The 23,867-nt window shown below is 50.6% G+C and carries 23 protein-coding genes, 2 tRNA genes and 4 pseudogenes; 26 read left to right on the top strand and 3 right to left on the bottom strand.

Going from position 1 to position 23,867, the window contains the following annotated elements; all coding sequences use genetic code 11:
- Positions 1-12: 12 nt before the first annotated feature.
- From ACGCCZ_RS02355 to hflX, 12 genes are all read left to right on the top strand, one after another.
- The gene (locus ACGCCZ_RS02355; protein ID WP_054323212.1) at positions 13-357 is read left to right on the top strand and encodes a hypothetical protein; all 345 of its coding nucleotides are present in this window, start codon (positions 13-15) and stop codon (positions 355-357) included.
- A gap of 25 nt (positions 358-382) precedes the next feature.
- Complete coding sequence (locus ACGCCZ_RS02350) at positions 383-1,402, top strand: phage major capsid protein (protein WP_411655183.1); 1,020 nt, start codon at positions 383-385, stop codon at positions 1,400-1,402.
- Positions 1,399-1,758: a hypothetical protein gene (locus tag ACGCCZ_RS02345; RefSeq protein WP_242967321.1), complete on the top strand. Its 360-nt coding sequence runs from the start codon at positions 1,399-1,401 to the stop codon at positions 1,756-1,758. The genes ACGCCZ_RS02350 and ACGCCZ_RS02345 overlap by 4 nt, the downstream gene beginning before the upstream one ends.
- A 12-nt stretch (positions 1,759-1,770) precedes the next feature.
- Positions 1,771-2,076 carry a hypothetical protein gene (locus ACGCCZ_RS02340; protein WP_411655182.1) on the top strand — a complete coding sequence of 102 codons (306 nt, stop codon included), beginning with the start codon at positions 1,771-1,773 and terminating at the stop codon, positions 2,074-2,076.
- 94 nt (positions 2,077-2,170) lie between these two features.
- The gene (locus tag ACGCCZ_RS02335; RefSeq protein WP_054323209.1) at positions 2,171-2,701 is read left to right on the top strand and encodes a LysM peptidoglycan-binding domain-containing protein; all 531 of its coding nucleotides are present in this window, start codon (positions 2,171-2,173) and stop codon (positions 2,699-2,701) included.
- The gene (locus ACGCCZ_RS02330; protein WP_054323208.1) at positions 2,698-3,666 is read left to right on the top strand and encodes a hypothetical protein; all 969 of its coding nucleotides are present in this window, start codon (positions 2,698-2,700) and stop codon (positions 3,664-3,666) included. Before ACGCCZ_RS02335 ends, ACGCCZ_RS02330 begins: the two co-directional genes overlap by 4 nt.
- A complete protein-coding gene (locus tag ACGCCZ_RS02325) occupies positions 3,663-3,938 on the top strand; it encodes a hypothetical protein (RefSeq protein WP_161803644.1) in 276 nt (91 codons plus the stop codon). Before ACGCCZ_RS02330 ends, ACGCCZ_RS02325 begins: the two co-directional genes overlap by 4 nt.
- The gene (locus tag ACGCCZ_RS02320; protein ID WP_054323206.1) at positions 3,939-4,289 is read left to right on the top strand and encodes a hypothetical protein; all 351 of its coding nucleotides are present in this window, start codon (positions 3,939-3,941) and stop codon (positions 4,287-4,289) included. It abuts the gene before it with no gap.
- Positions 4,276-5,343, top strand: a complete 1,068-nt coding sequence (locus ACGCCZ_RS02315) for a baseplate J/gp47 family protein (protein WP_054323205.1) — start codon at positions 4,276-4,278, stop codon at positions 5,341-5,343. Before ACGCCZ_RS02320 ends, ACGCCZ_RS02315 begins: the two co-directional genes overlap by 14 nt.
- Positions 5,340-5,918: a DUF2313 domain-containing protein gene (locus ACGCCZ_RS02310; RefSeq protein WP_054323204.1), complete on the top strand. Its 579-nt coding sequence runs from the start codon at positions 5,340-5,342 to the stop codon at positions 5,916-5,918. Before ACGCCZ_RS02315 ends, ACGCCZ_RS02310 begins: the two co-directional genes overlap by 4 nt.
- A 9-nt stretch (positions 5,919-5,927) precedes the next feature.
- On the top strand, positions 5,928-6,392 hold the full coding sequence (locus ACGCCZ_RS02305; protein WP_411655181.1) for a hypothetical protein: 465 nt from the start codon (positions 5,928-5,930) through the stop codon (positions 6,390-6,392).
- A gap of 62 nt (positions 6,393-6,454) precedes the next feature.
- Entirely contained in the window at positions 6,455-7,714 is a 1,260-nt protein-coding gene (hflX, locus tag ACGCCZ_RS02300) for a GTPase HflX (protein WP_411655180.1), read from the top strand.
- A gap of 190 nt (positions 7,715-7,904) precedes the next feature.
- On the opposite strand, the gene ACGCCZ_RS02295 is transcribed toward hflX, so the two are convergent.
- Complete coding sequence (locus ACGCCZ_RS02295; RefSeq protein WP_054323201.1) at positions 7,905-8,414, bottom strand: flavin reductase family protein; 510 nt, start codon at positions 8,412-8,414, stop codon at positions 7,905-7,907.
- 170 nt (positions 8,415-8,584) lie between these two features.
- Between ACGCCZ_RS02295 and ACGCCZ_RS02290 the strand changes: the two genes are divergently transcribed.
- The 13 genes and pseudogenes from ACGCCZ_RS02290 (at position 8,585) to ACGCCZ_RS02230 (ending at position 20,136) form a co-directional block, all read left to right on the top strand.
- A complete protein-coding gene (locus ACGCCZ_RS02290; RefSeq protein ID WP_411655179.1) occupies positions 8,585-9,196 on the top strand; it encodes a hypothetical protein in 612 nt (203 codons plus the stop codon).
- Positions 9,197-9,366: 170 nt separating this feature from the next.
- Entirely contained in the window at positions 9,367-10,617 is a 1,251-nt protein-coding gene (locus ACGCCZ_RS02285; protein ID WP_411655178.1) for an argininosuccinate synthase, read from the top strand.
- Between the two features lie 250 nt (positions 10,618-10,867).
- Positions 10,868-12,277: pseudogene (gene argH / locus ACGCCZ_RS02280) on the top strand (argininosuccinate lyase).
- A complete protein-coding gene (locus ACGCCZ_RS02275) occupies positions 12,274-12,537 on the top strand; it encodes a hypothetical protein (protein ID WP_054323198.1) in 264 nt (87 codons plus the stop codon). Before argH ends, ACGCCZ_RS02275 begins: the two are co-directional and overlap by 4 nt.
- Positions 12,538-12,572: 35 nt before the next feature.
- Positions 12,573-13,612: pseudogene (gene argC / locus ACGCCZ_RS02270) on the top strand (N-acetyl-gamma-glutamyl-phosphate reductase).
- Positions 13,613-13,645: 33 nt separating this feature from the next.
- Entirely contained in the window at positions 13,646-14,866 is a 1,221-nt protein-coding gene (argJ, locus tag ACGCCZ_RS02265) for a bifunctional glutamate N-acetyltransferase/amino-acid acetyltransferase ArgJ (protein ID WP_085533971.1), read from the top strand.
- 87 nt (positions 14,867-14,953) lie between these two features.
- Complete coding sequence (argB, locus tag ACGCCZ_RS02260) at positions 14,954-15,814, top strand: acetylglutamate kinase (RefSeq protein WP_085534649.1); 861 nt, start codon at positions 14,954-14,956, stop codon at positions 15,812-15,814.
- Between the two features lie 20 nt (positions 15,815-15,834).
- Positions 15,835-15,924, top strand: a pseudogene (locus tag ACGCCZ_RS02255) (MGMT family protein); the annotation flags it as partial.
- 53 nt (positions 15,925-15,977) lie between these two features.
- Positions 15,978-16,157: an MGMT family protein gene (locus ACGCCZ_RS02250; RefSeq protein ID WP_411655177.1), complete on the top strand. Its 180-nt coding sequence runs from the start codon at positions 15,978-15,980 to the stop codon at positions 16,155-16,157.
- A gap of 38 nt (positions 16,158-16,195) precedes the next feature.
- On the top strand, positions 16,196-17,371 hold the full coding sequence (locus ACGCCZ_RS02245) for an aspartate aminotransferase family protein (RefSeq protein WP_411655176.1): 1,176 nt from the start codon (positions 16,196-16,198) through the stop codon (positions 17,369-17,371).
- A 41-nt stretch (positions 17,372-17,412) separates the two neighbouring features.
- A pseudogene (gene argF / locus ACGCCZ_RS02240) lies at positions 17,413-18,323 on the top strand (ornithine carbamoyltransferase).
- A 261-nt stretch (positions 18,324-18,584) separates the two neighbouring features.
- Positions 18,585-19,187, top strand: a complete 603-nt coding sequence (locus tag ACGCCZ_RS02235) for a hypothetical protein (protein WP_054323193.1) — start codon at positions 18,585-18,587, stop codon at positions 19,185-19,187.
- Positions 19,188-19,527: 340 nt separating this feature from the next.
- Positions 19,528-20,136: a recombinase family protein gene (locus ACGCCZ_RS02230; protein WP_085533964.1), complete on the top strand. Its 609-nt coding sequence runs from the start codon at positions 19,528-19,530 to the stop codon at positions 20,134-20,136.
- A 1,479-nt stretch (positions 20,137-21,615) separates the two neighbouring features.
- On the opposite strand, the gene ACGCCZ_RS02225 is transcribed toward ACGCCZ_RS02230, so the two are convergent.
- Together ACGCCZ_RS02225 and ACGCCZ_RS02220 are read right to left on the bottom strand one after the other, a co-directional pair.
- The gene (locus tag ACGCCZ_RS02225) at positions 21,616-23,304 is read right to left on the bottom strand and encodes a cyclic-di-AMP receptor (RefSeq protein ID WP_082402068.1); all 1,689 of its coding nucleotides are present in this window, start codon (positions 23,302-23,304) and stop codon (positions 21,616-21,618) included.
- A 112-nt stretch (positions 23,305-23,416) separates the two neighbouring features.
- A tRNA-Pro gene (locus tag ACGCCZ_RS02220) sits at positions 23,417-23,492 on the bottom strand.
- Between the two features lie 270 nt (positions 23,493-23,762).
- Between ACGCCZ_RS02220 and ACGCCZ_RS02215 the strand changes: the two genes are divergently transcribed.
- Positions 23,763-23,847, top strand: a tRNA-Leu gene (locus tag ACGCCZ_RS02215).
- Positions 23,848-23,867: the final 20 nt, after the last annotated feature.

Raw genomic sequence — 23,867 nt, 5'->3', positions numbered from 1 at the left:
GGAGGAATTTGTATGGATATTTCTTTGAATGGATTTGGGGAAAATGTGGCAACGTTTGCCGTTTCTGGTGAAGTAAAATCTGGGATGCCGGTGAAAATCAGCGCCAATGGCACGGTGGCACCATGTGCGGCCAAGGACAAATTCTGCGGCCTGGTACTGTCTGTGCACAACGGCTATGCAGCAGTACAGATGACGGGATACATAAAGGTTTCCTATGCCGGTACAAAACCCACGGTGGGATACCAGACGGTCAACGCGGATGGGACAGGAAAGGTACAGGTAGAAACCACTGGGCGCCTGCTGTTAATTACAGATGTGGATGAGCCGGAAGGAACCTGCGGCTTGGTACTGGCGTAAGCCGGAGAAAAGGAGGATTGTATTGATGGCTTTTTATGAAACGCTGAAATTGGAAAAGGGTATGTACAGCGCTCCGGGAAAGAGTTTCACACAGACTCTAGAGGAACTGGACTCCTCGGAAAATTATCGTGGGACGCCTTTAGAAGGGCTGGATGCCTATCAGAGACAGCTAAAGCGCTTCCAGATCCACGTTAGCGGGCCCGGCTCTGATCCGGTAGAAAAATTTTTTCAGACGAGTGACTCTGCGGCGCTTTTTCCGGAATATGTCACCCGCGCAGTACGTCAGGGGATGGAACAGGCAGACGTATTGCCAAATGTGGTGGCTACTGTGACAAATATCACCGGCATGGATTACCGAACCTTGACCTCCGAGCCATCGGATGAGGATAAAGCCTTGAAGCCGGTGGCGGAAGGAGCGGCGATTCCACAAACGACGGTTACGACGAAGGACCATTTGGTGCACCTCCATAAGCGGGGAAGAATGTTGGTGGCGTCCTATGAGGCACTCCGGTTTCAAAAGTTGGATCTGTTTACCGTAACGCTTCGGCAGATTGGGGCTTATATTGCGCGGGCACAACTGAACGACGCCATCGATGTGTTGGTGAATGGCGATGAAGACAGCGGTTCTGCAACAAATATTGGAACGGCGGGGGATGAAGTGGACTATACGGGGCTGGTATCCCTCTGGGGTGGCCTGGCACCGTATCAACTCAACACCATGATGGCCTCCACTGCGACCATGCAACAGATTTTGGCCCTCAGCGAAATGTGCGATGCACAGGCCGGATTGAACTTTCAAGGAACGGGTAAGATGGTCACGCCGTTGGGGGCGACGCTTCTACATGTACCATCTTTGACAGCAAAAGGCGTGATTGGTCTGGACAAGACCTGCGCACTGGAAATGGTCCAAGCAGGCGGTGTGACAACCGATTATGACAAGCTGATCGACCGCCAGTTGGAGCGTGCGGCGATCAGTACGATCGCAGGGTTCGCCAAAATTTTCGATGGAGCGGTGAAAACGCTCTGCTACCAGGAACAGGAATGATGGAGACACAGGCAATTTTGGAGCAATTCGCCATGTTGACAGGGCTTGACGAACGGCAGGCCGGGCAGTACCGCCCTTTGTGTGAAAATGCTAGGGCACAGGTGTTGGGCATTGCAAAGCCAAACGTCGGAATGACAGGTGATATGGCGCTGTGCAGCGCTGCGGCGGCATTGGCTTTTTACCGTTGGGTACTATTGCGGGCTGCGGCAGGGGCAGAGAATGCCTTCACAGTCGGAGATGTTCGAGTGGACAAGAGCGCAATGGATGTGGAGACAGCTCGGAAACTCTGGAGGGAATCGGAGGCCGCTGCGGCACCATATCTATGCGACACAGCATTTCTGTTCCAGCAGGTATAGGGGGCCTGAACGATGACTAGAAAAAAATTGGTACAATACCTGCTAACAACATATGGACAGAAGGTCACCGTGGGTGGACAGGAGGCCTGGGCAGTCATCCGTCCCCTGCGGAAACAGAGCGGCGAGGCGCCACAGTGTTATCTTTACACGGGAACACTGGATTGGAAACTCCTAATAGGCGATCTTATCCAAACGGACACGGAAGTCTTCCGGGCGACTCGCACAGGGTTGGAATCCTTTGCAGGCGAAAGCCTCTATGTATGGGCTGTGTTATGCAGGGAAAAGGAAACGGCGTTTTGTACGGAGGTGGATGTATGAATCCGGAGGAAAACCACGAACTGTTGGACAAACTATCCGAACAATTGGAACGTGACGTGCGGCGTTATCCCCAGGAATTTAAGGAGGGCCAGTCATGAGTCTGGAAGGGCGGGCGATGCGTTTTGGCGAATTCGTATGGGATAGGAATCCAGAGACACTACAAGTTACATACGAACGGAACGTCAAGCGTTTGACCCTTCCACATGTGGGCGAGGCTCTGCAGGACATTGGCTGCCAAAGACGCACTGTCAGTGGCAAGGGAAGCTTCCTGGGAAAGGGGGCCGCCGCCACCTTTGAGCGGCTGGCGGCAGTATTTCGTGAGGGGGCAAGCCAGGTTCTGTGTATACCGGAAGTGGCGCCATTCCGGGCCGTTTTTGTGTCCCTGCAAATGCTTGGTGAAGCGCGTCCCAATGCGGTTGTATACCGGTTCCTCTTCTTGGAGGACGAAGAGGCGGTAGAGGATGATGGGATTTTAAGGCCGGAAAGCTACCTTTGTGTCGAGGGGGACACCTTGTGGCATGTGGCCAACCGATTTTCAACCACAGTAGATCGATTGCGGCAATGCAATCCGCAAATACAATGGCCAAACCGCCTGCCGGAGGGGATGGAGGTACAGCTGCCATGAATTGTGTGGGATGGAAACCGGATGGCACACTCCTTCGCCTTCCCAGGCCGGTACGGTTACGGCTGCGCAGCGATGAAGATGCTCCCGCAGACAGTTTGGAAGCACGGTTTCCCGCGTGGGAAGACATTGGGGATCTCTGTGGCATCCAATGTACTAGTGAAAACGGCCGGGTCATTTTTGAGGGAATGGTGGATGAGCAGGTACTTTTGGAGAACCGTTCCGGGGCGACAGCGGAACTTTCTGCCAGAAGCCGCGCCGGATTGCTGCTCGATAATGAAGCACAGCCACAGATCTATTACATGCCATCTCTAAAACTGCTGTTTGAGCGTCATGCCGTCCCGTACGGCTTTACCGGGTATATTGGACGGGATGAGGTGTTTGGAGGCGCTCTCACTGTGGAAAAGGGAATGAGCGAATGGCAGGTATTGGCAGGATTCTGTAAGAACTTTTTAAAAACGGAGTTAGTCGTTCGGGGGACTGTTCTGGATGCTTCTGGCCAAAGCCTGCAGGAGGAAGTGGATTTTTTGGCTCATCGGGAGGCAATGGAATGGAAGGTAACCTGGAAAGATGTGAACCGGATTTCGGAGTTGCAGATGCGCACGGGAGATACAGCCCAATACGATGCAGTGTTGCGGGAATCGGAGGCGGTGGCTCGCGGTGTACAGCGCAAACGCTATTTAAACGGTTCGGATGCCGAGCACGCACAAGAATTGTTGCAGAAAGCGCGTCGAAACGCATTTTCCATACAGGTTTGCTACCCGGGGGAGATGTGTCCCCCATTGGGCAGTCCGGCGCAGACGCCTTATGGGGAAAATCTCTACATTGCGGCATGGGATTATCAGCTCGACAGCAGCGGAGAACGTTGTTATATCACATTGCGGAGAAGGGAGGGGAACGGATGTGGCTTTCAGAAAAAATGGGCGGACGTACAAAGCCGGCTCCAACGGTTGAGGTGGCTCAAATGACGGGGAGTTCTACCGCACAGGGAAGCGGGGAATATCGGGATTTTGCTTTTGTAGCACCGTGGGGGATCGCCTATCAGCCGCCAGCTGCCGCAAAGGCGGTACTGGTAAACAGCACGGAGGGCATGGTCTGCACAGGCGCTATGATGGAGGGGATGGATTTGGAACCGGGAGAGCTCTTGCTGTTCTCCCAAGGAGGGGCGAGAATCTACCTGAAAAATACCGGAGAGGTGGTCATCAACGGCCAAGTATTCGCTGCTGAGGGGGGAGAATGAATGGATACGGCCCTTGCAAATGGAGATTTTTTATTGGGACCTACGGGATTTCCAAGGAGGGTTTCCGGACAAGAGGAACTTTTGCAGCGTGCAACCATTCGTTTACGAGTCCCCCAGGGAGTGTTTGCCTATCAACCGGAGCTGGGAAGCCGAATACATACCCTGCGGCCGGATACCGTGGACAAGGAAGCCAACGCACTTGCCATGGCGCAGGAAGCCCTGCGGGAGATGCCGCAGGTGCAGGTGAAAGGGGTTTCATGCAGTGGTACTGTACCCATGGTGGTGCAGATACAACTCGTCTGGGAGGATGGCGGAGCGGAAGTCGAGGTGATCTGTGATGGAGACATATGAAGAGATCTTAAGCCGTATGCAGGAGAAGTTTGCAGAATTGGCAGGATACCCGGCGGATGAGGCATCCGACATCGGTATCCGCTTGCGAGTGTTAGCGGGGGAAATTTATTCTCTGACGGCTTCCATGAACTGGCTGGAACAACAACTTTTTGCTCAGACCGCACAGGGGGAATTGCTGGATCTGCGCGCGCAGGAGCGTGGAATCAAACGCCGTGCAGCACAGGCGGCCTCGGGAGTCTTGCTGTTTTCCCGTGCAAAACCGCTCTGGTATCGAGCCGTGATCGACAAAGGGACCGTGTGCGCAGTACCGGGGGAGGATGGAGAACGCTACGTAACCACAGAAGAGGCGATACTGGCGGTCGGCGACACATCGGTGACCGTTCCAGCAAAGGCGGAGAAACCGGGAAAACACGGAAATGCGGCGGTGGGCGCGGTCACAACATTGGTTACGGTTCCTCCTGGCATTGAACAGGTGACCAATCCAAAAGCGTTTACAGGTGGAATGGATGAGGAGGGCGACGAGTCCCTGCGATCTCGCCTGACGCAAAGCTATACGGCCCTTTCCAATGGAACAAACGCGGCGTTCTATCGGGAGCAGGCCCTCAAGGATGAGGGAGTCTTTTCCGCAAATGTAATTCCGAAGGAAAAGGGTTTGGGGACCGTTGGCATTTATTTGGGGGCAAATGGGGCTCCGGCAGACAGCGATACGGTTCAGCGGGTACAGCAATCACTTCAAGCATTGCGGGAGATCAACGTGTTGGTCACGGTGGCCGCGGCGGAAGCAGTGGCCTGTCCGGTGACAGTAAACGTAGCGCCACGGGCAGGCTTTTCCTTTGAAATGGTCTCCAGTCAGGTGGAAAGCGCTGTACAAAAATATTTTGCAGGACTGGGCGTGGGCGAGCCTGTTCGCACAGCCGCGCTATATGCCGAGATATTTGCCACAGGCACTGTGGAGAATTGCGTTTTAACAGGAAGCGCGGCGGTTGACCGCCCGGTGAAGGCAAACCAACTGGCGGTCTTACAGAGCATTCAAGTTCAGGAGACAGATTCATGACGGCGCGGGACACGATGGCCTCCGCTCTGCGTTCTACAGGCCTGTATACTCTAAATGGGAAAACATTGGTAGACCAGGAACTGTTGGCCTACTGTGCGGCGCTGGATACTTTGTATGAACGGCTCGAGGTTTGTAAACAGGACAGTTTTATCGGTACGGCTAGCGAAACAGGACTCTTGCGTTGGGAAGCGCTCTTCGGGTTGAAAGCGCATGGGTCCTTAGAAGAGCGGCGGGAGGTATTGCTGCAATGTGGCGCGGTACAAAATACTTCGAACACTCGAAGCGCTTTCTTAGAGCTGTTCCAATCCATCGGGGTGGAAGCCACGATTCTAGAGGACCCAGTGGGACAAGAGCTCTGTTTTTCCTGCACTGGATTGGATGATCCGGAAGAACGAGCCGATGCGGTGGCCTATATCCAACGTTTTTTACCCGCACATTTGAAGGTGCTGTTGGATTTCCGGGAGCTTTCCTGGAATACTATTGACCGTGCGGCGCAGACCTTTGACGAATGGGATGCAAAAGGTTGTACATGGGATCAGTTGGATCTCATTGGGGAAGCGCTGTTTGAGATATAAGGAGGATTTATGCCGACGGAACAAAAGACAAGCCTTGGGTTAAATCGGTGGCAGGGAACAGATAAACCGGCGCGCAGTGATTTTGTTGCGGATAATGAGACGCTGGATGCCCTACTGACAGAACATTTTGGAGATACACAGGCGCATTTGTCCGCAGAAGATCGCCTGTTGCTTGGAAATGGGACAGAAGTGGGAAGCTACAACGGAAATGGAGCGGCAAGCCGTAACATCACACTGCCGTTTGCTCCAAAAGCGGCACTGGTTTTTCAGATGGATATACCGCCTACCGAGTATCGTTCAGGGTATTATCGGGTAAACTTTGCCTTTGTGACAGAAGAAGGAGGTTCACAGGGGGCTGCGCTGTCTGGGACAACACTGACCGTACAACAAGCGCAAGGATCGCCTGCAGCGAATAGCATGGCGAACAATCTGAATCAGGCAGGCGGCGGCTATGGATATTTTCTGTTTCGATAAGCGCTGATTTGACAAGCTTTTATCCAATATTGTAAGATAAGACAAGAAAGGGGGAGGTACCTTTGGAGCGGATTGAAAATGTCAAGCAGCCGGAACGCGCACTTTTGGCAGCGGTTGATACGGGGGAATACGATGTAGAGGCATCTTTGGCGGAATTGTATGAGTTGGTGCGCAGTGCTGGAGCGGAACCATGCGGGGCAATGACACAAAAAAGGCCCTCCCCCGACACGGCCACTTGCGTTGGTTCCGGGATGATGGAGGAGATCGCATCGTTTTGCAAAACGTACGAGATCGATCTGCTGGTGTTCGATTGCGAGCTATCTCCAACCCAGATACGGAATATTGAATCCATCAGCGGCGTGCGGACAATTGACCGTACTATGTTGATTCTCGATATTTTTGCTTCGCGGGCGAAAAGCAGCGAGGGAAAGCTGCAAGTGGAGCTTGCACAGTTGAAATACATGCTACCACGCTTGGGAGGAAAAGGAACCACGCTTTCCCGATTGGGCGGCGGCATCGGTACGCGTGGCCCGGGCGAAACAAAATTGGAGACGGACCGCCGCCATATCCGCAGGCGGATTTCCAAACTCAAGGAGCAGTTGGAAGAGGTAGAGAAACGCCGTGGGCAAATGCATCGCCGCCGTCAGAAAGATGGCGTAATCACAGTGGCGTTGGTTGGGTATACAAATGCAGGGAAAAGTACCTTAATGAATGCCTTAACGCAGGCAGGAGTGCTAGCAAAGGACATGCTGTTTGCTACGCTTGATCCGACCGCCCGCGCGTTAAAGCTGCCCTGTGGAAAGACTGTCATGCTGATTGACACCGTTGGATTGGTTCGGAGGCTTCCTCATCACCTGATCGAGGCCTTCCATTCGACATTGGAACAGGCGGCTACAGCGGATATTATCCTAAACGTGTGTGATGCTTCCAGTAGTGAAGCGCAGATTCATTTGGAAGTAACGCGTTCTTTGTTGGCGGAACTGGGCTGTGGAGGAAGGCCAATCATCCCTGTTTTGAACAAGTGCGATTTGGTTCCGACGCTGCATGAGCTTCCGATGATCGGCAATGCTGTACGGATCAGCGCCGAGACAGGCCGAGGATTGGACGCTCTTTTGGAAAGCATTGAAGAGAATCTTCCAGTGAAAACCACAAGGGTGGAATTGTTGCTTCCTTTTGCACAGAGCGGGCTTGCGGCAAGGCTGCGGAAAGATGGGAGTGTGCTGGAGGAGGAGTATACAGAGAACGGATTAAAACTTACGGCACAGGTTGACCCAACGTTGCTCCACTTGGTTCAGGAATATGTTATTTTTCCTGAGGTATAATAAAAATCCCCTTTGCCAGCCTAGCATGCGGCAGACTGGCAAAGGGGATTGGTAAAAAGGTATTGCTTAAGAGAGGGTCCAGCGTATATTGGCAAGCGCCACATAAAAGTCGAATAAAACGCCCTGCATCCGGCTGCTAGCTGCGATGCAGGGCGTTTATTGTTATAGGAGGTGACGCTTTTATAGGAGATTATGCTTTGACCAAGACCTTCTCGATGCTGCCTACAAACATTTCATGATAATCTTTTTCTGGATAACACGTTGCATCGACGGTTGCATCGATAAAGCCGGCTGGGTCGATTGGCTGCTTATGAAGCTTCCTGCAGATCAAAACCATCTTCGCCTCTGCAAAATAGGGGGCGGCTTCATCGAATAGCGGGGTCAGGCCGGTCTCCTTACATTTGTCGTAGTCACGGCCGGAATGGCTGCCGCAGAAGGACAGCGCTTTACGATAGGATTCATCAAAGAAACAAAGAGAGTAATAGTCTTCTTTCTCAATGAATTCCAAGGTGTAACGCTGTGGACGTACGAAGATAAAGGACACATAGTGCTTCCAAAGTTCCCCCAAGCCTCCCCAACTGGCGGTCATGGTATTACATTTCTGTTCGTTTCCCGCAGTAATCAGCATCCATTCTTTATCAATCAAGGTAAAAGGATTGAACTGTAGGTCCTGAATTTCTACTTGTTTGAAACCGTTCATTGTAAACGCCTCCACATCATTTTCAAATTATCCTTATTATACCATAACATGCAAGAGGCAGGCGGCGAATTGTGGAAGGAATTGCCCTTTCCAGAGGAAAGCCGAGTGGTTCGTACAATTGCTTTTCGGGAAAATAGTGCTATAATAGGCCAGAAAGGAAGTGTTTGAGGATGAAACGATGGATCGCTGTCGCCCTATTGCTGTGTATTTTGTGTACAGGATGCGGACTTGTGCCGCTTACCGGCGGATTTTCGGATCTGCCTCGGGGCTTTTCCGGCTCGTATGCCGGTTTGTATCAGAGTGGCGATGCCGGAAAAGGCGTGTATGATGACGACGAAAAGATTGCAGATGAGTCGGAAAATCTCTACGCTGAGGAGTTCATGGTACAAAATTGTTCCGATTCCAAGAAAAGTGCGGTGGAGATTCGTTTTGCAAAGTTCCATGGAAAACAACAATGTTTTGTTGTGAATACAGAAGATGAAGAATTGTGCCGCATCACCTATGAATTAAAGTTACAAAAAGGGCGCATGAAACTCGTTTTCGTGTCGGAGGAGGGTTCTGTATTTCCATTGGCTGAAGTGGATGCAGAAGACGCACGGGACGAAGTGGTTTGGACATTTCCCAAAGGAAGAAATCGCCTTCTATTGGTTTGCGACGGTGCGGAAGCAGGAGAAGTGCGATGGGCTGTGGATAGACCCGATTGTTTTAACGAAGGGACGGATGAACTGGAACCCGTTCCAGAGATTACAGAGGGGCCTTCGGCTTTCTCTATTTCTGTATAGGAAGATAAATTGGAATCCGGCGACGACCTTGTGCACTTTCACAAGAGAATGAAAGCTTGGTAATTGGAATTTATGAAATACAGATAACGTGAATATTTATACATTAAACGCTTGATTTTTTGCATAAACGGTGTATAATAAAACACAACGAAGAAATGGGGGCTATGAAAATGGCAAAGCAAGCGATAGATAATACCAATATTAAAAAGGTCGTTCTGGCGTATTCCGGCGGCTTGGATACTTCGATCATCATCCCGTGGTTGAAGGAAAACTACAATAACTGCGAGGTAATTGCTGTTTCTGCCGACGTGGGCCAGGGCAGTGAGTTGGAAGGATTGGAGGAAAAAGCCAAGAAGACAGGGGCTTCCAAGTTGTATATTGCAGACTTGAAAAAACAGTTTGTCGAAGACTATATTTTCCCGACAGTCAAGGCGGGAGCGGTGTATGAAAATAAATATCTTCTGGGGACTTCCTTTGCGCGTCCCATCATTGCCAAACGCCTTGTGGAGATTGCACAGGCAGAGGGCGCAGATGCCATTTGCCATGGCTGTACGGGCAAAGGCAATGACCAGGTGCGTTTTGAACTGGCGATTAAGGCATTTGCGCCGGAGATGAAGATCATTGCGCCGTGGAGAATTTGGGATTTGAAGTCCCGCGAGGATGAGATCGAATATGCGGAAGCGCACAACATCCCGCTGAAGATCACCCGTGAGACCAATTATTCGAAGGATAAAAATCTGTGGCATCTTTCCCATGAGGGCCTCGATCTGGAGGACCCGGCAAATGAGCCGCAGTACAATAAGGAAGGGTTCTTGGAGCTGGGGGTTTCCCCGGAACAAGCGCCCGATAAGCCGACGTACGTCACTCTGACCTTTGAAAAGGGGATTCCGGTCGCACTCGATGGCCAGAAGCTCTGTGCGGTTGACCTTGTTGCAAAACTCAATGAGGTAGGCGGTGCGAACGGCATCGGCATCGCAGACATCGTGGAGAACCGTCTTGTGGGTATGAAGTCCCGCGGTGTGTATGAAACCCCCGGCGGAGCAATCCTGTATCATGCGCACAATAAGTTGGAAGAAATCTGCCTGGATAAGGCGACCTATCATTACAAGCAGAGCGTCGCCAATAAGTTTGCAGAGCTGGTGTATGATGGCGAGTGGTTCACCCCATTGCGGGAAGCGCTCTCCGCTTTTGTAGACAGCACCCAGCAAACCGTGACTGGTGAAGTAAAGCTCAAGCTCTACAAGGGCAACATTATCGACGCAGGCGTAACCTCTCCATACAGCCTGTACAATTCGGATATGGCAACCTTTGATGAGGACGAGGTTTACGATCAGGCCGATTCCGCAGGATTCATCAATTTGTTCGGGCTGCCGATCAAAGTGCGCGCCATGGCGAAGAAAAACTGGCCTGTGGAAAAATAAGCGGCGGATTTTAGCGATTCGTCGCGTAGAATTCAGAAGAGAGCGCCAGAATTTCTGCCAGAAAATGGGACAGAAATTCTGGCCTCCTACATTTGATGCGGATTTCGATGTGTTCCGTTTCAAAGCGCCAGAGGGCGGCGGTTGACATGGCCGGTTTGGCGGGGGAGCGGCTGTTCTGTCGGGATCGGGCGCGCTATAATAGAATATACTGTGGCGCGATGCGCCCATCAATCAGTTGGGAGTGCAGAATATGAAACTTTGGACAGGACGGTTCCACAAGGAACTCGATAAAAACAAACGACTTTAACTCTTCCATTCGGTTTGACAGCCGTATGGCAAAGGAAGACATCGAAGGAAGCATTGCCCATGCAACCATGTTGGGGGCGTGTGGCGTCATTGACCAAAAGGAATCGGAGCGGATTTGTGCGGGCCTTGAGGGGATATTGGCGGATCTGGAATCTGGAACGTTGGAGATCGATCCGGAGGCAGAGGACATCCACACCTTTGTGGAAGCGGAACTGACGGCGCGGTTGGGGGACGCCGGGAAGCGGCTGCACACTGCCCGCAGCCGGAACGACCAGGTGGCGCTGGACGACCGGCTCTATTTGCGCAAACAGTGTGGGGTGCTCTGATGCACAGATGAAGGAATTGATCGAAGTATTGTGTAATAAGGCATTGCAATATAAAGGGGCAGTGATGCCAGGGTATACCCATTTGCAGCGTGCACAGCCCATCACCTTTGGACATCATCTGATGGCATACGCGGAGATGTTCCAGCGCGACCTGGGGCGGCTTAAGGATGCAGTCCAGCGGATGAACATCTGTCCTCTCGGCTCGGGCGCGTTGGCTGGCACCACTTATCCGCTCGATCGTGCGATGAGTGCGCGTCTTCTCGGATTCGACGGCTATTCTCACAACAGTCTCGACGGCGTGTCTGACCGCGATTTCTGCATGGAGATTGCGGCGGCCATCGCCATTGCAATGGTACACCTCTCCCGCTTTTCGGAGGAGATTATTCTGTGGTGTTCTTGGGAATTTAAGTTTATTGAGCTGGATGACGCTTTTTCCACTGGGTCCAGCATCATGCCTCAGAAAAAGAATCCGGATATTGCGGAGTTGGTCCGCGGGAAGGCGGGGCGCGCCATCGGCGATCTGACCACGTTGTTGAGCATGATGAAGAGTTTGCCTTTGGCATACAATAAGGATATGCAGGAGGATAAGGAGGCTGTATTTGATGCAGTCGATACCCTGCATATGTGCCTGACGGCTTTTGTACCGATGGTGGATACAATGAAGGTGCTTCCCGAAAATATGCGCAAGGCAGCGGCGAAAGGATTTATCAACGCAACCGATTGCGCGGACTATTTGGTGGGCAAGGGACTGCCGTTCCGCGATGCCTACAAGGCGACCGGTGCGATTGTGGCGCACTGTATCGATTGCGACTTGACCTTGGAGACCCTGCCCTTGGAGGACTACCAGCAGTTCCACGAACGATTTGGAGAGGATGTTTACCAGGCGATCTCCCTGGAGCACCTGTGTGAATGGCCGTAAAGTGCCGGGTGGACCGGCGCCGGAGAATGTGGAAAGAGAGGCCCAGAGGGTGTTAGCCCTGATGCAGAAGGCGGTATGGCCCTATGATGGAGGGGGCGAAACAGTGTGAGCAAAGTGGAGAAAGCAGCCAAGCGCTTACAGCCGGTCGAACCGAAAAAGGGTTATTTCTGGATGATCGTCTGCATTTTCTTGGGGTTTGTTGTGGGCGCATACATACAGCAATATGTGATGGGGCCGGTGGGAGGCCTCTGTGTGGGTGTGATCATAGACGAAGCGGTCTATAAGATCCGCATGGCCCGATTTGTAAAAAAAGGCGGCGTTCCTTCAAAACCAAAGGAGGAAACCGGTGCCGGTAAAGAAAAAAAGTAAGGTCCGTTTTGGACATTCAATAGAAGGTGACAACAATGAGGATCAAAGCAGGCGTTGTGGGGGCAACCGGCTATGCCGGTGCGGAACTGGTCCGGCTATTGACCGGGCACCCGCAGGCAGAGCTGGCGGCGATTAGCTCTGTGAGTTTTACGGGGCAGGCGCTCAGTGAAATTTATCCGGCGTATTACCATATTTGCGATCAGGTATGTGGTACGCAGGAGGAAGTCGTAGAGAAGAGCGATGTGGTCTTTGCCGCGCTTCCGCACGGACTTTCTCAGGAATTGGCAAAAGTATGTTATGATTCGGGAAAGGTCTTTATCGATCTGGGGGCGGATTTTCGCCTGGAAAACGAAAAGGACTATAAAGAGTGGTATGGGGGGATTATCTCTACCCGGAATTGCACGAACAGGCAGTGTATGCACTGCCAGAACTCTTTCGCGACCAAATCCGAGGGAAAAAGATTATCGCAAATCCCGGTTGTTATACGACGGCGGTTCCGTTGGCGCTGGCGCCGGCTCTGCGCAAAGGGTACATTTCTACGGAGGGAATCCTTGCGGATCGTAAATCCGGCGTTACGGGCGCCGGGCGTAAGTTGACCCAGAATACGCATTATCCAGAGCTGAACGAGGGCTTCTCCGCTTATAAGGTGGCGGCACACCGGCATACGCCGGAGATGGAGCAGAGCCTATCCCATGTGGCGGGCGGGACGCCGGTCAAGTTGACGTTTGTGCCGCACTTGCTCCCCGTCAACCGTGGAATCCTGGCCACCTGTTATGCAAAGCTTCAAACAGAGAGTTCTTTAAAAGAGATCCGGGAGGCGTACGAGGAACAATACAGCGGGGAAACATTTATCCGTTTGTTGCCTGAGGGGCGTGTGGCAGATATTAAAAATGTGCGCTATTCCAATTACTGCGACATCTCCCTGCACTTGGATCAGCGTACCAACACCTTTATTGCCATTTCAGCCATCGATAATATGGTGAAGGGCGCTGCGGGACAGGCTATCCAGAATATGAATCTGGCGTTTGGACTGGATGAAACCAGCGGCCTGATGCTGATACCGCCGGCATTTTAAGGGCGGCAATCCATTTTTAGGAGCGAATGAATCATGCAAGCGATTTCCATTGAAGGCGGTGTGACCGCCGCACAGGGGTTCCTGGCATCCGGCATGTACTGTGGAATCCGTAAAAATAAAAGTAAGCCCGATCTGGCGTTGATCTATTCCAAGGTTCCATGTGCTGCTGCTGCAGTATACACGCAGAATCTGGTCAAAGGGGCGCCGATTCAAGTGACGCGCCGCAACATTGCGGACGGCATCGCCCAGGCGGTGATCTGCAACTCCGGAAACGCCAATACCTGCAATGCGGACGGCGAGCAGAAGGCGCAGATGATGTGTGAGGCTGCTGCAAAGGTGTTGCATTTACAGCCCGAGGATGTGGTGGTCGCATCCACGGGCGTGATCGGCCAAGTGCTGCCGATCGAACCGATCTTGGAAGCCGCGCCAAAGCTGGCAGAAATGCTCTCGGAGGATGGCTCCGCAGCAGCGGCCAAGGCAATTATGACGACGGATACGGTGGTCAAAGAGGTGGCGGCAGAGGTTGTCATCCATGGTAAGAAAATCCGTATGGGCGGGATTGCGAAAGGGTCCGGTATGATTCATCCCAATATGGCGACCATGCTGTGCTTCCTGACGACGGACGCAAACATCGCTCCGGCCGTTTTGGATCAGGCACTGCGTTTGGCGGTGAAGGATAGTTTCAACATGGTCAGTATTGATGGGGATACCTCGACCAATGACATGACAGCGATTTTGGCCAATGGCCTGGCGGGGAACGACCCGATTGAAGAGGATACGGAAGCGTTTGCAGTCTTTACAGAGACATTGCGCGAGATGTGCGTCCGTTTAGCGCGCATGGTGGCAAAGGACGGCGAAGGCGCAACGAAGCTCCTGGTCTGCAATGTGACTGGCGCCGCTTCGGATGCAGATGCACGTACAGTGGCCAAGGGCGTGATCTGTTCCAGTCTGTTGAAGGCGGCCATGTTTGGTGCGGATGCCAATTGGGGGCGTGTTCTCTGCGCTATCGGCTATTCCGGCGCGCCGGTGGACATTCACCGGGTGGACGTCGGTTTTGCTTCCAAGGCGGGGAGAATCGATGTATGCGTAAATGGCGCGGGCATTCCCTTTGACGAGGAGATGGCAAAGAAGGTCCTGAGCGAGGATGAAATTGACATCCTTGTTACGCTGCACGACGGAGATGCAGGCGCTTCGGCTTTTGGCTGTGATCTGACGTATGATTACGTGAAGATCAACGGAGATTACCGCACCTGACCCTGAGGAGGAAAACTAGGTCAGACAGAACCCCGGTATTGCATGGTTTTTAACCGGATGCATACCAGTATGGAGGAGACATCGACTATGAGAATATCGACCGCCGAGCGGGCAAAGGTGCTCGTGCAGGCATTGCCTTATATCCAAAAATACGCGGGAAAGACCGTGGTCGTCAAATATGGTGGGAACGCGATGATAAACGACGACTTGAAGGACGCCGTGATGAGCGACATCGTTTTGATGCAGCTCGTGGGCATCAATGTGGTGTTGGTGCACGGCGGCGGGCCGGAGATCAGTTCCATGCTGAAAAAAATCGGCAAGGAAAGTCAATTTGTCGGCGGGATGCGCGTCACGGATGAGGAGACGATCGACATTGTGCAGATGGTCCTCGCTGGAAAGGTCAACAAAGATTTGGTGCAGCTTTTGGAGCACCACGGTGGCCGGGCAGTTGGGCTGTGTGGATTGGACGGCGGTATGTTGACGGCGGAGAAGTTGCGCTCCAACGAGGGGGATCTCGGGTATGTGGGGCGGATTGTGGACGTAAACACAGGCATCATTATGGACGCTGCGCGCAATGGCTATGTACCGATCATATCCACGGTGGCGGGCGGCGCGAACGGGGAAGTGTTCAACATAAACGCCGATGTAGCAGCGGCCCGCATTGCGGCAAAGTTGGATGCGATCAAATTGATTTTGATGACGGATATACGCGGCTTACTGCGTGATAAGGACGATGAAAATACGTTGATCCCGGTTATCAATGTAAGCGAGGTACCCAGCCTCAAAAACCAAGGCATCATCAGCGGGGGGATGATCCCGAAAATTGATTGCTGTGTGGAGGCAGTCCGGCGCGGCGTGAATCGTGCGCATATCTTGGATGGACGTATTCCACATTCGATTCTGATTGAGCTGTTTTCCGATGAAGGCATCGGAACGATGTTGTATTGAAAATATTTGAAGGAACCGCAATGAATTTTAACGATCGAGTTTATGATATTGTGCGGCGCGTGCCGAAGGGCAAGGTGATCTCTTATGGGCAGGTGGCCTTTTTGGCCGGCAGCCCCAGAGGCGCCCGGGCGGTCGGTTGGGCGTTGCACCGCAATCCATATCCGTGGGTGACTGGAGGAGAACGCCGGTTCCCTGCCATCGTGTGGTCAACCGGGAGGGCCGCTTGGCGCCGGAGTTTGCATTTGGCGGCCCTGAGGAACAGCGCAGGTTGCTGGAGGGAGAAGGCATAGAGGTCAGTGAAGACGGGTATGTGGATATGAAAACATATGGTGTGAAATTTTAGGGTGGGATGGTAGCCCTACAGGACAGAAGGGATTCGATATGCATTTTGAAGAGGTGAAACAACAGGAACAGTCGTACCTGATGCCCACCTATGGGCGGTTTCAGACCGCGCTGGTGAGTGGTAAAGGCGCGACAGCGGTGGATACCGAAGGAAGGGCCTATATTGATTTTGGGGCGGGGATCGGTGTCAATGCGTTGGGGTATTGCGACCCGGATTGGGTGGAAGCGGTCAGTGGACAGGCGGCAACGCTCCAGCATATCTCCAACCTGTATTACAGCCCTGTGATGACCCAGTTGGCAGAGGTACTCTGTCAATTAACGGGTTTTTCGAAGGTCTTTTTTGGAAATTCCGGTGCGGAGGCCAACGAGTGTGCCATCAAGCTTGCACGCAAATATGGCACCCAAACGCATGGAAAGGACTGCAACCGGATTGTTACTTTGCATCATTCTTTCCACGGCCGAACGGTCACAACATTGTCGGCTACGGGACAGGATGGTTTCCATCATTATTTTACTCCTTTTACAGAGGGGTTTTCCTACGCAGATCCAAACATGGAGAGCATCAAGGCGCATGTGGATGAAAACACCTGTGGCGTAATGATCGAATTGATCCAAGGAGAGGGCGGCGTACGCCCGTTAGAAAAGGCGTTTGTCCAGGAACTGGCAGCTTTTTGCCAGGAGCGTGATGTGCTGTTGCTGGCCGATGAGGTACAGACCGGTGTAGGGCGCACAGGAAAGCTTTATTGTTACGAGCATTATGATATTCAGCCGGATGTCATCACCAGTGCGAAGGGACTCGGCGGTGGGCTGCCGATCGGCGCCTGCCTTTGTACCGAGCGTCTGGGAAAAGTGATGGATGCAGGGATGCACGGCTCCACGTTTGGAGGAAATCCGGTGGTTTGTGCCGGCGCATTGGCGGTTTTGCGTAAGATTACCGCGCCCGGCTTCTTGGAACAAGTTGCTGAAAAGGGCGCATATCTGCGGGAGAAGTTGACGGCGATGGAAGGGATTGCAGAGGTCCGCGGTATTGGTATGATGTTGGGGGCAACGCTCAAGGCGGACAATGCCAAGGAGGTTGCTGCAGCCTGCGTGGGAAACGGTCTGTTGGTACTTACCGCCCAAAATTTGCTGCGTTTCCTACCCCCGCTTACCATATCACGGGAAGAGCTTGACAAGGGCCTCGCCATTTTGCAAGAAACCATTTCGAAATTATAATCAATTGAACCGCCTCATGGCGGACACGGAGGGATTGACCGATGAAACACCTTTTAAAAATGTTGGACCTTTCCACCGAGGATATTACGGAAATCCTCAATTTGGCCGATCAGCTCAAGTATGAGCAGAAGCACGGCATTGAACACCGCTACTTAGCGGGGAAAACACTGGGTATGATTTTTGAGAAAGCTTCCACAAGAACCCGTGTATCCTTTGAAGTCGGTATGTACCAACTCGGCGGCCTGCCGATTTTCCTTTCGGCCAGTGATTTGCAGATCGGCCGCGGCGAACCGGTCGAGGATACAGCTCGGGTGTTGTCCGCGTTACCTCGATGGAATTATGATCCGCACCTACAAGCAGTCCGAAGTGGATGCCTTGGCGCAAATACGGCACCATCCCGATCATCAACGGATTGACGGATTTTGCCCATCCGTGCCAGGTTTTGGCTGACTTGATGACTATCCGGGAGCACAAGGGCAGCCTGGATGGGCTGAAGATGTGCTTCATTGGCGATGGCAACAATATGATGAATTCTTTAATTGTTGGATGCTTGAAGATGAAGATGGAAGTGGCGGTTGCCTGCCCGAATGATTACAAACCGAATCCGATGGTTTTGGATTTCGCAGTGCAGCATCCGGCATTCAGCATTACAAACGATCCAAAGGAGGCCGCGCGCGGCGCCGATGTGGTGATTACGGACGTTTGGGCCTCCATGGGGCAAGAGGAAGAGGCGCAGAAGCGCCGCAAGGCATTCCAAGGCTTCCAGATCAATGATGAGGTCATGTCCGTTGCAAAGCCGGATGCAATGGTACAGCATTGCCTGCCAGCACACCGCGGAGAAGAGATCACAGCGGAGATTCTGGAGAAGCATTCCACGGAGATCTTTGATGAGGCGGAGAACCGCCTGCATGCTCAAAAGGCTGTTTTGGTCAAGCTTTTGGGCAGAAAATAAACAAAGTTCTCAAGGGACAGCAACGGCATATGGCTGCCGGTGGGATAACCGGCGGAGTGGCCGCGCTGTCCCTTTTGATTTTTCACGGCAAATGTTTTCCAATTGAATGGATAGGTGAATGAATATGAAACAAAGGATTGCCCTGTTTGTTATTATGTTGGTGGTCATTGGGGTATGCACCAGTTGTTCGCCGCCGAATCCGACGGCTAGCACGTCTTTATCCACTTCCAGTGCTGTACCCCAGGGTTACCATCCTCTCAGATGTCCGGTTTAGCGGAGAATGGTTCCTCTGTGGAGGCGGAAAGCAGTGGGGAAGGGGCTTTGGCGGATGCATGGATTCCGGACCCGGAGTTGTCAGCCGATCTGCCGGTACCGGATTTTCTAACGGAAGATCAGCAGCAGTTGTATCGGGCAGCCTATCGCATGTATTATCATTTTTCCATGTCAGGGGGTTTTGCCCTCGACAGGAGCGTGAGTATCCAAGGAGATAATGAGCGCACTTTTTACCTAGATAAAGGGTTTGAAAGCTATTCAGCATTTCAAAAGGCGCTGGAGAGCGTATTTACAGAGGATTATGCAAACCGCTTGCGGAACGACACTCAATTGTATATGGATGATGGAAATGACCGGTTGTTTAGTTCTCCCGGAGATCGCGGCGGAAACATTGATTATGTCAGTACTTCTTTCGAATTGGTCAGTCAAAGCGCAGAGGAGCTTACATTTCATCTAATAGGACATTATAGGGAAGATGCAGGTTTCGGCGAGAAGGGTGGTTCTGCGAAGGAAACGACACAAGAATACCCCATCCATATGGTAAGGACTGAAAATGGATGGCGCTTTGACAATTTCGCCATGGCATTTTAAACTAGGTAATCGTATAAAAGGCCTCTTGTATCCGAATGATCGGATACAAGAGGCCTTTTTGTTTAGATAACTATTTTTGGGGAAGTGTGCCCATTTGAGAAATATTATTAAGATACAGATGAGCAGGCCATATGAGAAAATATTTTTACTAATTAGAAATTTATATAAGACAAATTTTAACCTATAAATATCAAAAATAGTGAATTCTATTTAATAATGTCGATAATATTCACGTACTATTCGATTGTTTTTATGTGTTTCACTGATAAAAGACCTAAAGATGTCTATCCTATACAATGATTGTATACCAAATTACAATGATTGGAGATGTAGGTAAAAGATGGAAGAGATGGTTTTGGGGTATGTACGAGTATCTACAAAAGATCAAAATGAAGACCGCCAAATTCTTGCAATGCAGGAATTTGGCGTACCCAAAAAACAGATTTTTATGGACAAGCTCAGCGGAAAGGACTTTAACCGGCCACAGTACAAAAGGCTCTTGCGCCGCTTGAAACCTGGCGATGTGCTGGCGGTAAAATCCATTGACCGGCTTGGCCGTAATTACAGCGAAATTCAAGAACAGTGGCGCCTGATTACCAAAGAGAAACGGGCTCATATCGTTGTTTTGGACATGCCATTACTCGACACCCGACAGAAGGGAAAAGATCTGACTGGAACCTTTATCGCTGATCTGGTCCTCCAAATTTTGAGCTATGTAGCGCAGATGGAACGCGAAAACATCAAGCAGAGGCAAGCGGAAGGGATTGCAGCAGCCAAAGCAAAAGGCGTACGGTTTGGCCGGGAGAAGATGCCCATTCCAGACCGGTTTTATGAATTGCAAACTCGATACCGAGACGGTTGTATCACGGCGCGTGCTGCCGCTCGGGAACTTGGTGTAGCGCATAGCACATTCTTAAAATGGAACCAATTAATCACAATAAATATGTGAAATCTATGTTGGTTTTGATGGTAGACTTTGGAATCCACATTTTTTACATAAAAGACACTTTAGATCAAACGCCTACATTTCCTGAATTTTGTGCAGTTTAACCATCTCTGCACAGATAAAACTCATCACTTTACATCATATCACAATATTTTTGTTTATTATAGCATTTTCGGTTTTAAAAGTCTACTTTTGACACCAATACTCGGGCGTTGAAAATCGATGGCAAGCCATTTACAACAAATTAAGCGCTTAAAGAACGAAAAATGAAATGAATGGGTGGCTTCTATTTGCCAGAATATAGTTGTCTTTCAGTCGTGAGAGCGGCTGGAGACTGCGACCTAGATGGATGTTGTTTGGGCATAGGGATATTTATCAAGAACGGACGAAAAGGGTATCCAGATTGTGGTTCATTGGTAGCGGCATTCTGTCGGCGAAGAGATTCATAATCACGGATTAGACCGGCGGCGGTTAGCCAGAGGCTAATGGTATTGATGCTGCCTTCTTTTCTATGGGGTGTGGTTTCGCCGTATGTAAGGGGGTTAGCCATCCTGCTGGTTAGGAAGAGCGTATATACAAGAGAAAACGATTACAAGTTACATCCTCAATATATTGACTCTGCGAACCTTCTACCGCGCACGGGGACATCAGTCGCTGTTGGGCGGCAGTAGGGGGAAGCTGATGAAAAAACGCCGGTTAACGGTTATTATTCTAAAGGTTGTTTTTTCATCGGCCTCTCCGTGCTGCTGTGTCCTTCTTAGCAGCTATGGCAATATTTTACATGAAAGCCGGTTCAGCCGTAAAATACGAAGAGGACCCGGCAGAGAATACAGCGAAAGATTGTGCAGGAAGCCTGGTAAAAGCACAACTCCATAGCCTCAATTAGGATTCACGCAAAATGTACCTGTTGGAAAACAGGATAATAGCCGAAGGACTGCTGCGAGGAGCGGCAGTCCTTTTTTGATAAGGTATCATCTGCAGGATGGGCAAAAGTAGGGGATCAGGTTGCTTTTACCTTTCGGTTAAAAGCGAAACCATTAGAAAAAAGCAGGTTTTAAATAGCAGAATACGTTCAAACGTCTTATCGCTGAAAAGCACAGCGGCATCGGTCTCTATCATAAAAATAAAATGGACAAAAAGATCGGAGAGTCTTACATGAACTCTCCGATTCGTTACTGGTTATGCCCCAATTTTTGTGAAAAAATAGAAAACGGTGAAAGGAAAAACGGCCGGTATCCTCTCGTTTTAATGATGTCCCATCGGCATATGGGGATTATTGCGCCGTGCTAGAAGACCACTGTGCTTGTGTAAATCATTCACATTTTTAACCGATACAGATACTTGCAGTATCGGCTAAATTTATTTTTAGAGGGAAATGGCCCTGCGCGTTTTATAGAGATGGGTAGGAGCCGGAATGCCTAGGCTCATCGCGGACGCACGCGGTGGATATATGGGCGGGATGGCCTAATTCCGGAGGGATCTTTACATCTTTTCAAATTCCTCTACGTCTGTAACAAAAACCGTGGCGCCGCCGACGGTGACTTGTGCTGGATATGCAGCAGATGGCGTAGCGGTCTGAAGGTTTGTGGCGACCTCTTCTGTCCGCTTGGAACAGTGGCTGCGGATGATTTCCATGACGTCCTTTACCTTGTCTTTCTCGGTCCCTATGATGAGTGTGGTGTTTCCAGATGTCAGGAAACCGCCGGAGGACATCATCTTAGTAAAATAGTACCCGGCCTCTGTCAGAGAGGTACAAACCTCGCCTACGTCCTTTCGGTTTATGATAGCAGTAATCAATTTCATACGAATGTCCCCCTTGTTTATTTCGGTCTGTTTTTCATCATAGAAGTTCCACTGCTTGAGTTTGCGCCTATATAGAAGCCAGCCAACACTGCCGGTCACGATTTCTGCGATGGGGAAGGCAAACCATGTATATTCCAACCCCATAAAAGATAAAACCCAAAAGATCGGAATCAGGCAAAAAATCTGCCGTGTTAGAGATAGCAATACACTTGGTCCAGAAGAGCCAATGGCCTGGAAAAATACCGGGCTGATTAGAGAAAATACAGCAGGGATAAAACTGATTCCGATGATTCGGAAAGCATTTTCTCCAATGGATAGCACCGTAGCTTCTGTTGAAAAAATCCCTAGAAGCTGCGTGGGGATGAACTCAAAACATAAAACGCCAAACAACATAAAACTGACTGCCATTATGACTGAATTGGTCATAATATGCTTACACCGTTGATATTCTCCCTTAGCATATGTATAGCTCAACAAGGGGACAATACAGGTCTGTAATCCAGAAAGGGGAATAAAGAAAAAGGATTGCACTTTATAATAGAGTCCCAGTACCGTCACAGCAGCGTCAGAAAAACCTGCAAGGATGATATTGAGTATGACGATATAAACCGTATAAAGCATTTGCATGAAGATAGAAGGGTATCCCAACTGATAGATCCGCTTTGCAAAATGTCGGACATCAGCCAAGCACGGAGGCTTTTTAAACCCGGAGGCCGTAATCGTCGCTGCAACGATCTGCCCAATGATGGTGGCATAGGCGGCACCCGCAACCCCCATAGAAGGAATAAAGCCAAATCCAAATATTAGGACAGGGTCCAGAACAATGTTGGTGGCTGCACCCGCTATCTGGGCAAACATGGGCAATTTCATATTTCCCTTTGCTTGATGTACCTTGGTCCAAATGCTCTCAAAAAAGAGGCCGAAACTGCCAACACAAACAATGGTACCATAAGTCATGGCAAATTCCACCGCTTTTGCAGATTTTACGGAAACCAAGACATAGGGCTCCATCAAAATGGTGCTGGCAATCGCGAATAAAATCCAACTCACAAGGGATAACAAGATGCCAGTCCCAGCCGCTTTGTTTGCCTTTTCCTCTTGACCCTGGGCATAATAACGCGACATCAATGTGTTTACCCCAACACCAGTGCCTACAGCCAATGCGGTAACGATCAACTGAATAGGAAAGATCACGGATAAAGCCGTCAGACCATCCCCGGAGTATTGGCCCACAAAAAAGCTGTCCACAATATTATATAAAGCTTGGATCAACTGTGCCAACATAACTGGCGGTGCTATATGCAAGAGGATTTTAGGGATACTTTTTTCTTCGAATATAATGGTTTTTGCTTCATTTCTATCCATCATTTTATTTTACAAATCTCCCCCTATCTTTCCCTGCATGAGTAATAAAAATTTCTATACATCTGTATTATCCACAAAAAAAGATCTGCGGTGTGCAAAAAGCTCACCGCAGATATGGTCGGAGTGACAGGATTTGAACCTGCGGCATCCTGCTCCCAAAGCAGGCGCGCTACCAACTGCGCTACACCCCGGTAAATAAATATTGTCCGTCGATCCTAAGAATTCAATAAACCAAAACTACACAAAACTCTTCCAAAAATAAAGAGAATCGTATAGCTCTATTATTATAGTAAAATTTAGATAGAAAGTCAAGATCTCTCTGAGAAAGACTTGCAATTGACTGTAAAATTCGTTATAATAGGGAACACAGTTTCCTCAAAGATACTGTCTTACAGAAAATCCTCCTCAAGAGGTTGCTTAACATAGGAAGCCCCCCTGTAATTAGGATGGATACCGTATATGCGGGTGTGGCGGAATTGGCAGACGCACAAGATTTAGGTTCTTGCGCTGCAAAGCGTGCAGGTTCAAGTCCTGTCACCCGCACCAAACCAATATAATCCGAACTT

Source organism: Anaeromassilibacillus sp. SJQ-1 (assembly GCF_046693725.1).
Taxonomy (GTDB): Bacteria; Bacillota; Clostridia; order Oscillospirales; family Acutalibacteraceae; genus Anaeromassilibacillus.
The sequence above is the reverse complement of the archived record's forward strand: the minus strand, read 5'-3'. Positions and strand labels throughout refer to the sequence as shown.

Bases quoted from the DNA above. Each gene is read 5' to 3' on its own strand.
- ACGCCZ_RS02355 (WP_054323212.1), top strand. From the start codon at position 13: ATGGATATTTCTTTGAATGGATTTGGGGAAAATGTGGCAACGTTTGCC.
- ACGCCZ_RS02350 (WP_411655183.1), top strand. From the start codon at position 383: ATGGCTTTTTATGAAACGCTGAAATTGGAAAAGGGTATGTACAGCGCT.
- ACGCCZ_RS02345 (WP_242967321.1), top strand. From the start codon at position 1,399: ATGATGGAGACACAGGCAATTTTGGAGCAATTCGCCATGTTGACAGGG.
- ACGCCZ_RS02340 (WP_411655182.1), top strand. From the start codon at position 1,771: ATGACTAGAAAAAAATTGGTACAATACCTGCTAACAACATATGGACAG.
- ACGCCZ_RS02335 (WP_054323209.1), top strand. From the start codon at position 2,171: ATGAGTCTGGAAGGGCGGGCGATGCGTTTTGGCGAATTCGTATGGGAT.
- ACGCCZ_RS02330 (WP_054323208.1), top strand. From the start codon at position 2,698: ATGAATTGTGTGGGATGGAAACCGGATGGCACACTCCTTCGCCTTCCC.
- ACGCCZ_RS02325 (WP_161803644.1), top strand. From the start codon at position 3,663: ATGACGGGGAGTTCTACCGCACAGGGAAGCGGGGAATATCGGGATTTT.
- ACGCCZ_RS02320 (WP_054323206.1), top strand. From the start codon at position 3,939: ATGGATACGGCCCTTGCAAATGGAGATTTTTTATTGGGACCTACGGGA.
- ACGCCZ_RS02315 (WP_054323205.1), top strand. From the start codon at position 4,276: ATGGAGACATATGAAGAGATCTTAAGCCGTATGCAGGAGAAGTTTGCA.
- ACGCCZ_RS02310 (WP_054323204.1), top strand. From the start codon at position 5,340: ATGACGGCGCGGGACACGATGGCCTCCGCTCTGCGTTCTACAGGCCTG.
- ACGCCZ_RS02305 (WP_411655181.1), top strand. From the start codon at position 5,928: ATGCCGACGGAACAAAAGACAAGCCTTGGGTTAAATCGGTGGCAGGGA.
- ACGCCZ_RS02295 (WP_054323201.1), bottom strand. From the start codon at position 8,414: ATGAACGGTTTCAAACAAGTAGAAATTCAGGACCTACAGTTCAATCCT.
- ACGCCZ_RS02290 (WP_411655179.1), top strand. From the start codon at position 8,585: ATGAAACGATGGATCGCTGTCGCCCTATTGCTGTGTATTTTGTGTACA.
- ACGCCZ_RS02285 (WP_411655178.1), top strand. From the start codon at position 9,367: ATGGCAAAGCAAGCGATAGATAATACCAATATTAAAAAGGTCGTTCTG.
- argJ (WP_085533971.1), top strand. From the start codon at position 13,646: ATGCAAGCGATTTCCATTGAAGGCGGTGTGACCGCCGCACAGGGGTTC.
- argB (WP_085534649.1), top strand. From the start codon at position 14,954: ATGAGAATATCGACCGCCGAGCGGGCAAAGGTGCTCGTGCAGGCATTG.
- ACGCCZ_RS02245 (WP_411655176.1), top strand. From the start codon at position 16,196: ATGCATTTTGAAGAGGTGAAACAACAGGAACAGTCGTACCTGATGCCC.
- ACGCCZ_RS02235 (WP_054323193.1), top strand. From the start codon at position 18,585: ATGTCCGGTTTAGCGGAGAATGGTTCCTCTGTGGAGGCGGAAAGCAGT.
- ACGCCZ_RS02230 (WP_085533964.1), top strand. From the start codon at position 19,528: ATGGAAGAGATGGTTTTGGGGTATGTACGAGTATCTACAAAAGATCAA.
- ACGCCZ_RS02225 (WP_082402068.1), bottom strand. From the start codon at position 23,304: ATGATGGATAGAAATGAAGCAAAAACCATTATATTCGAAGAAAAAAGT.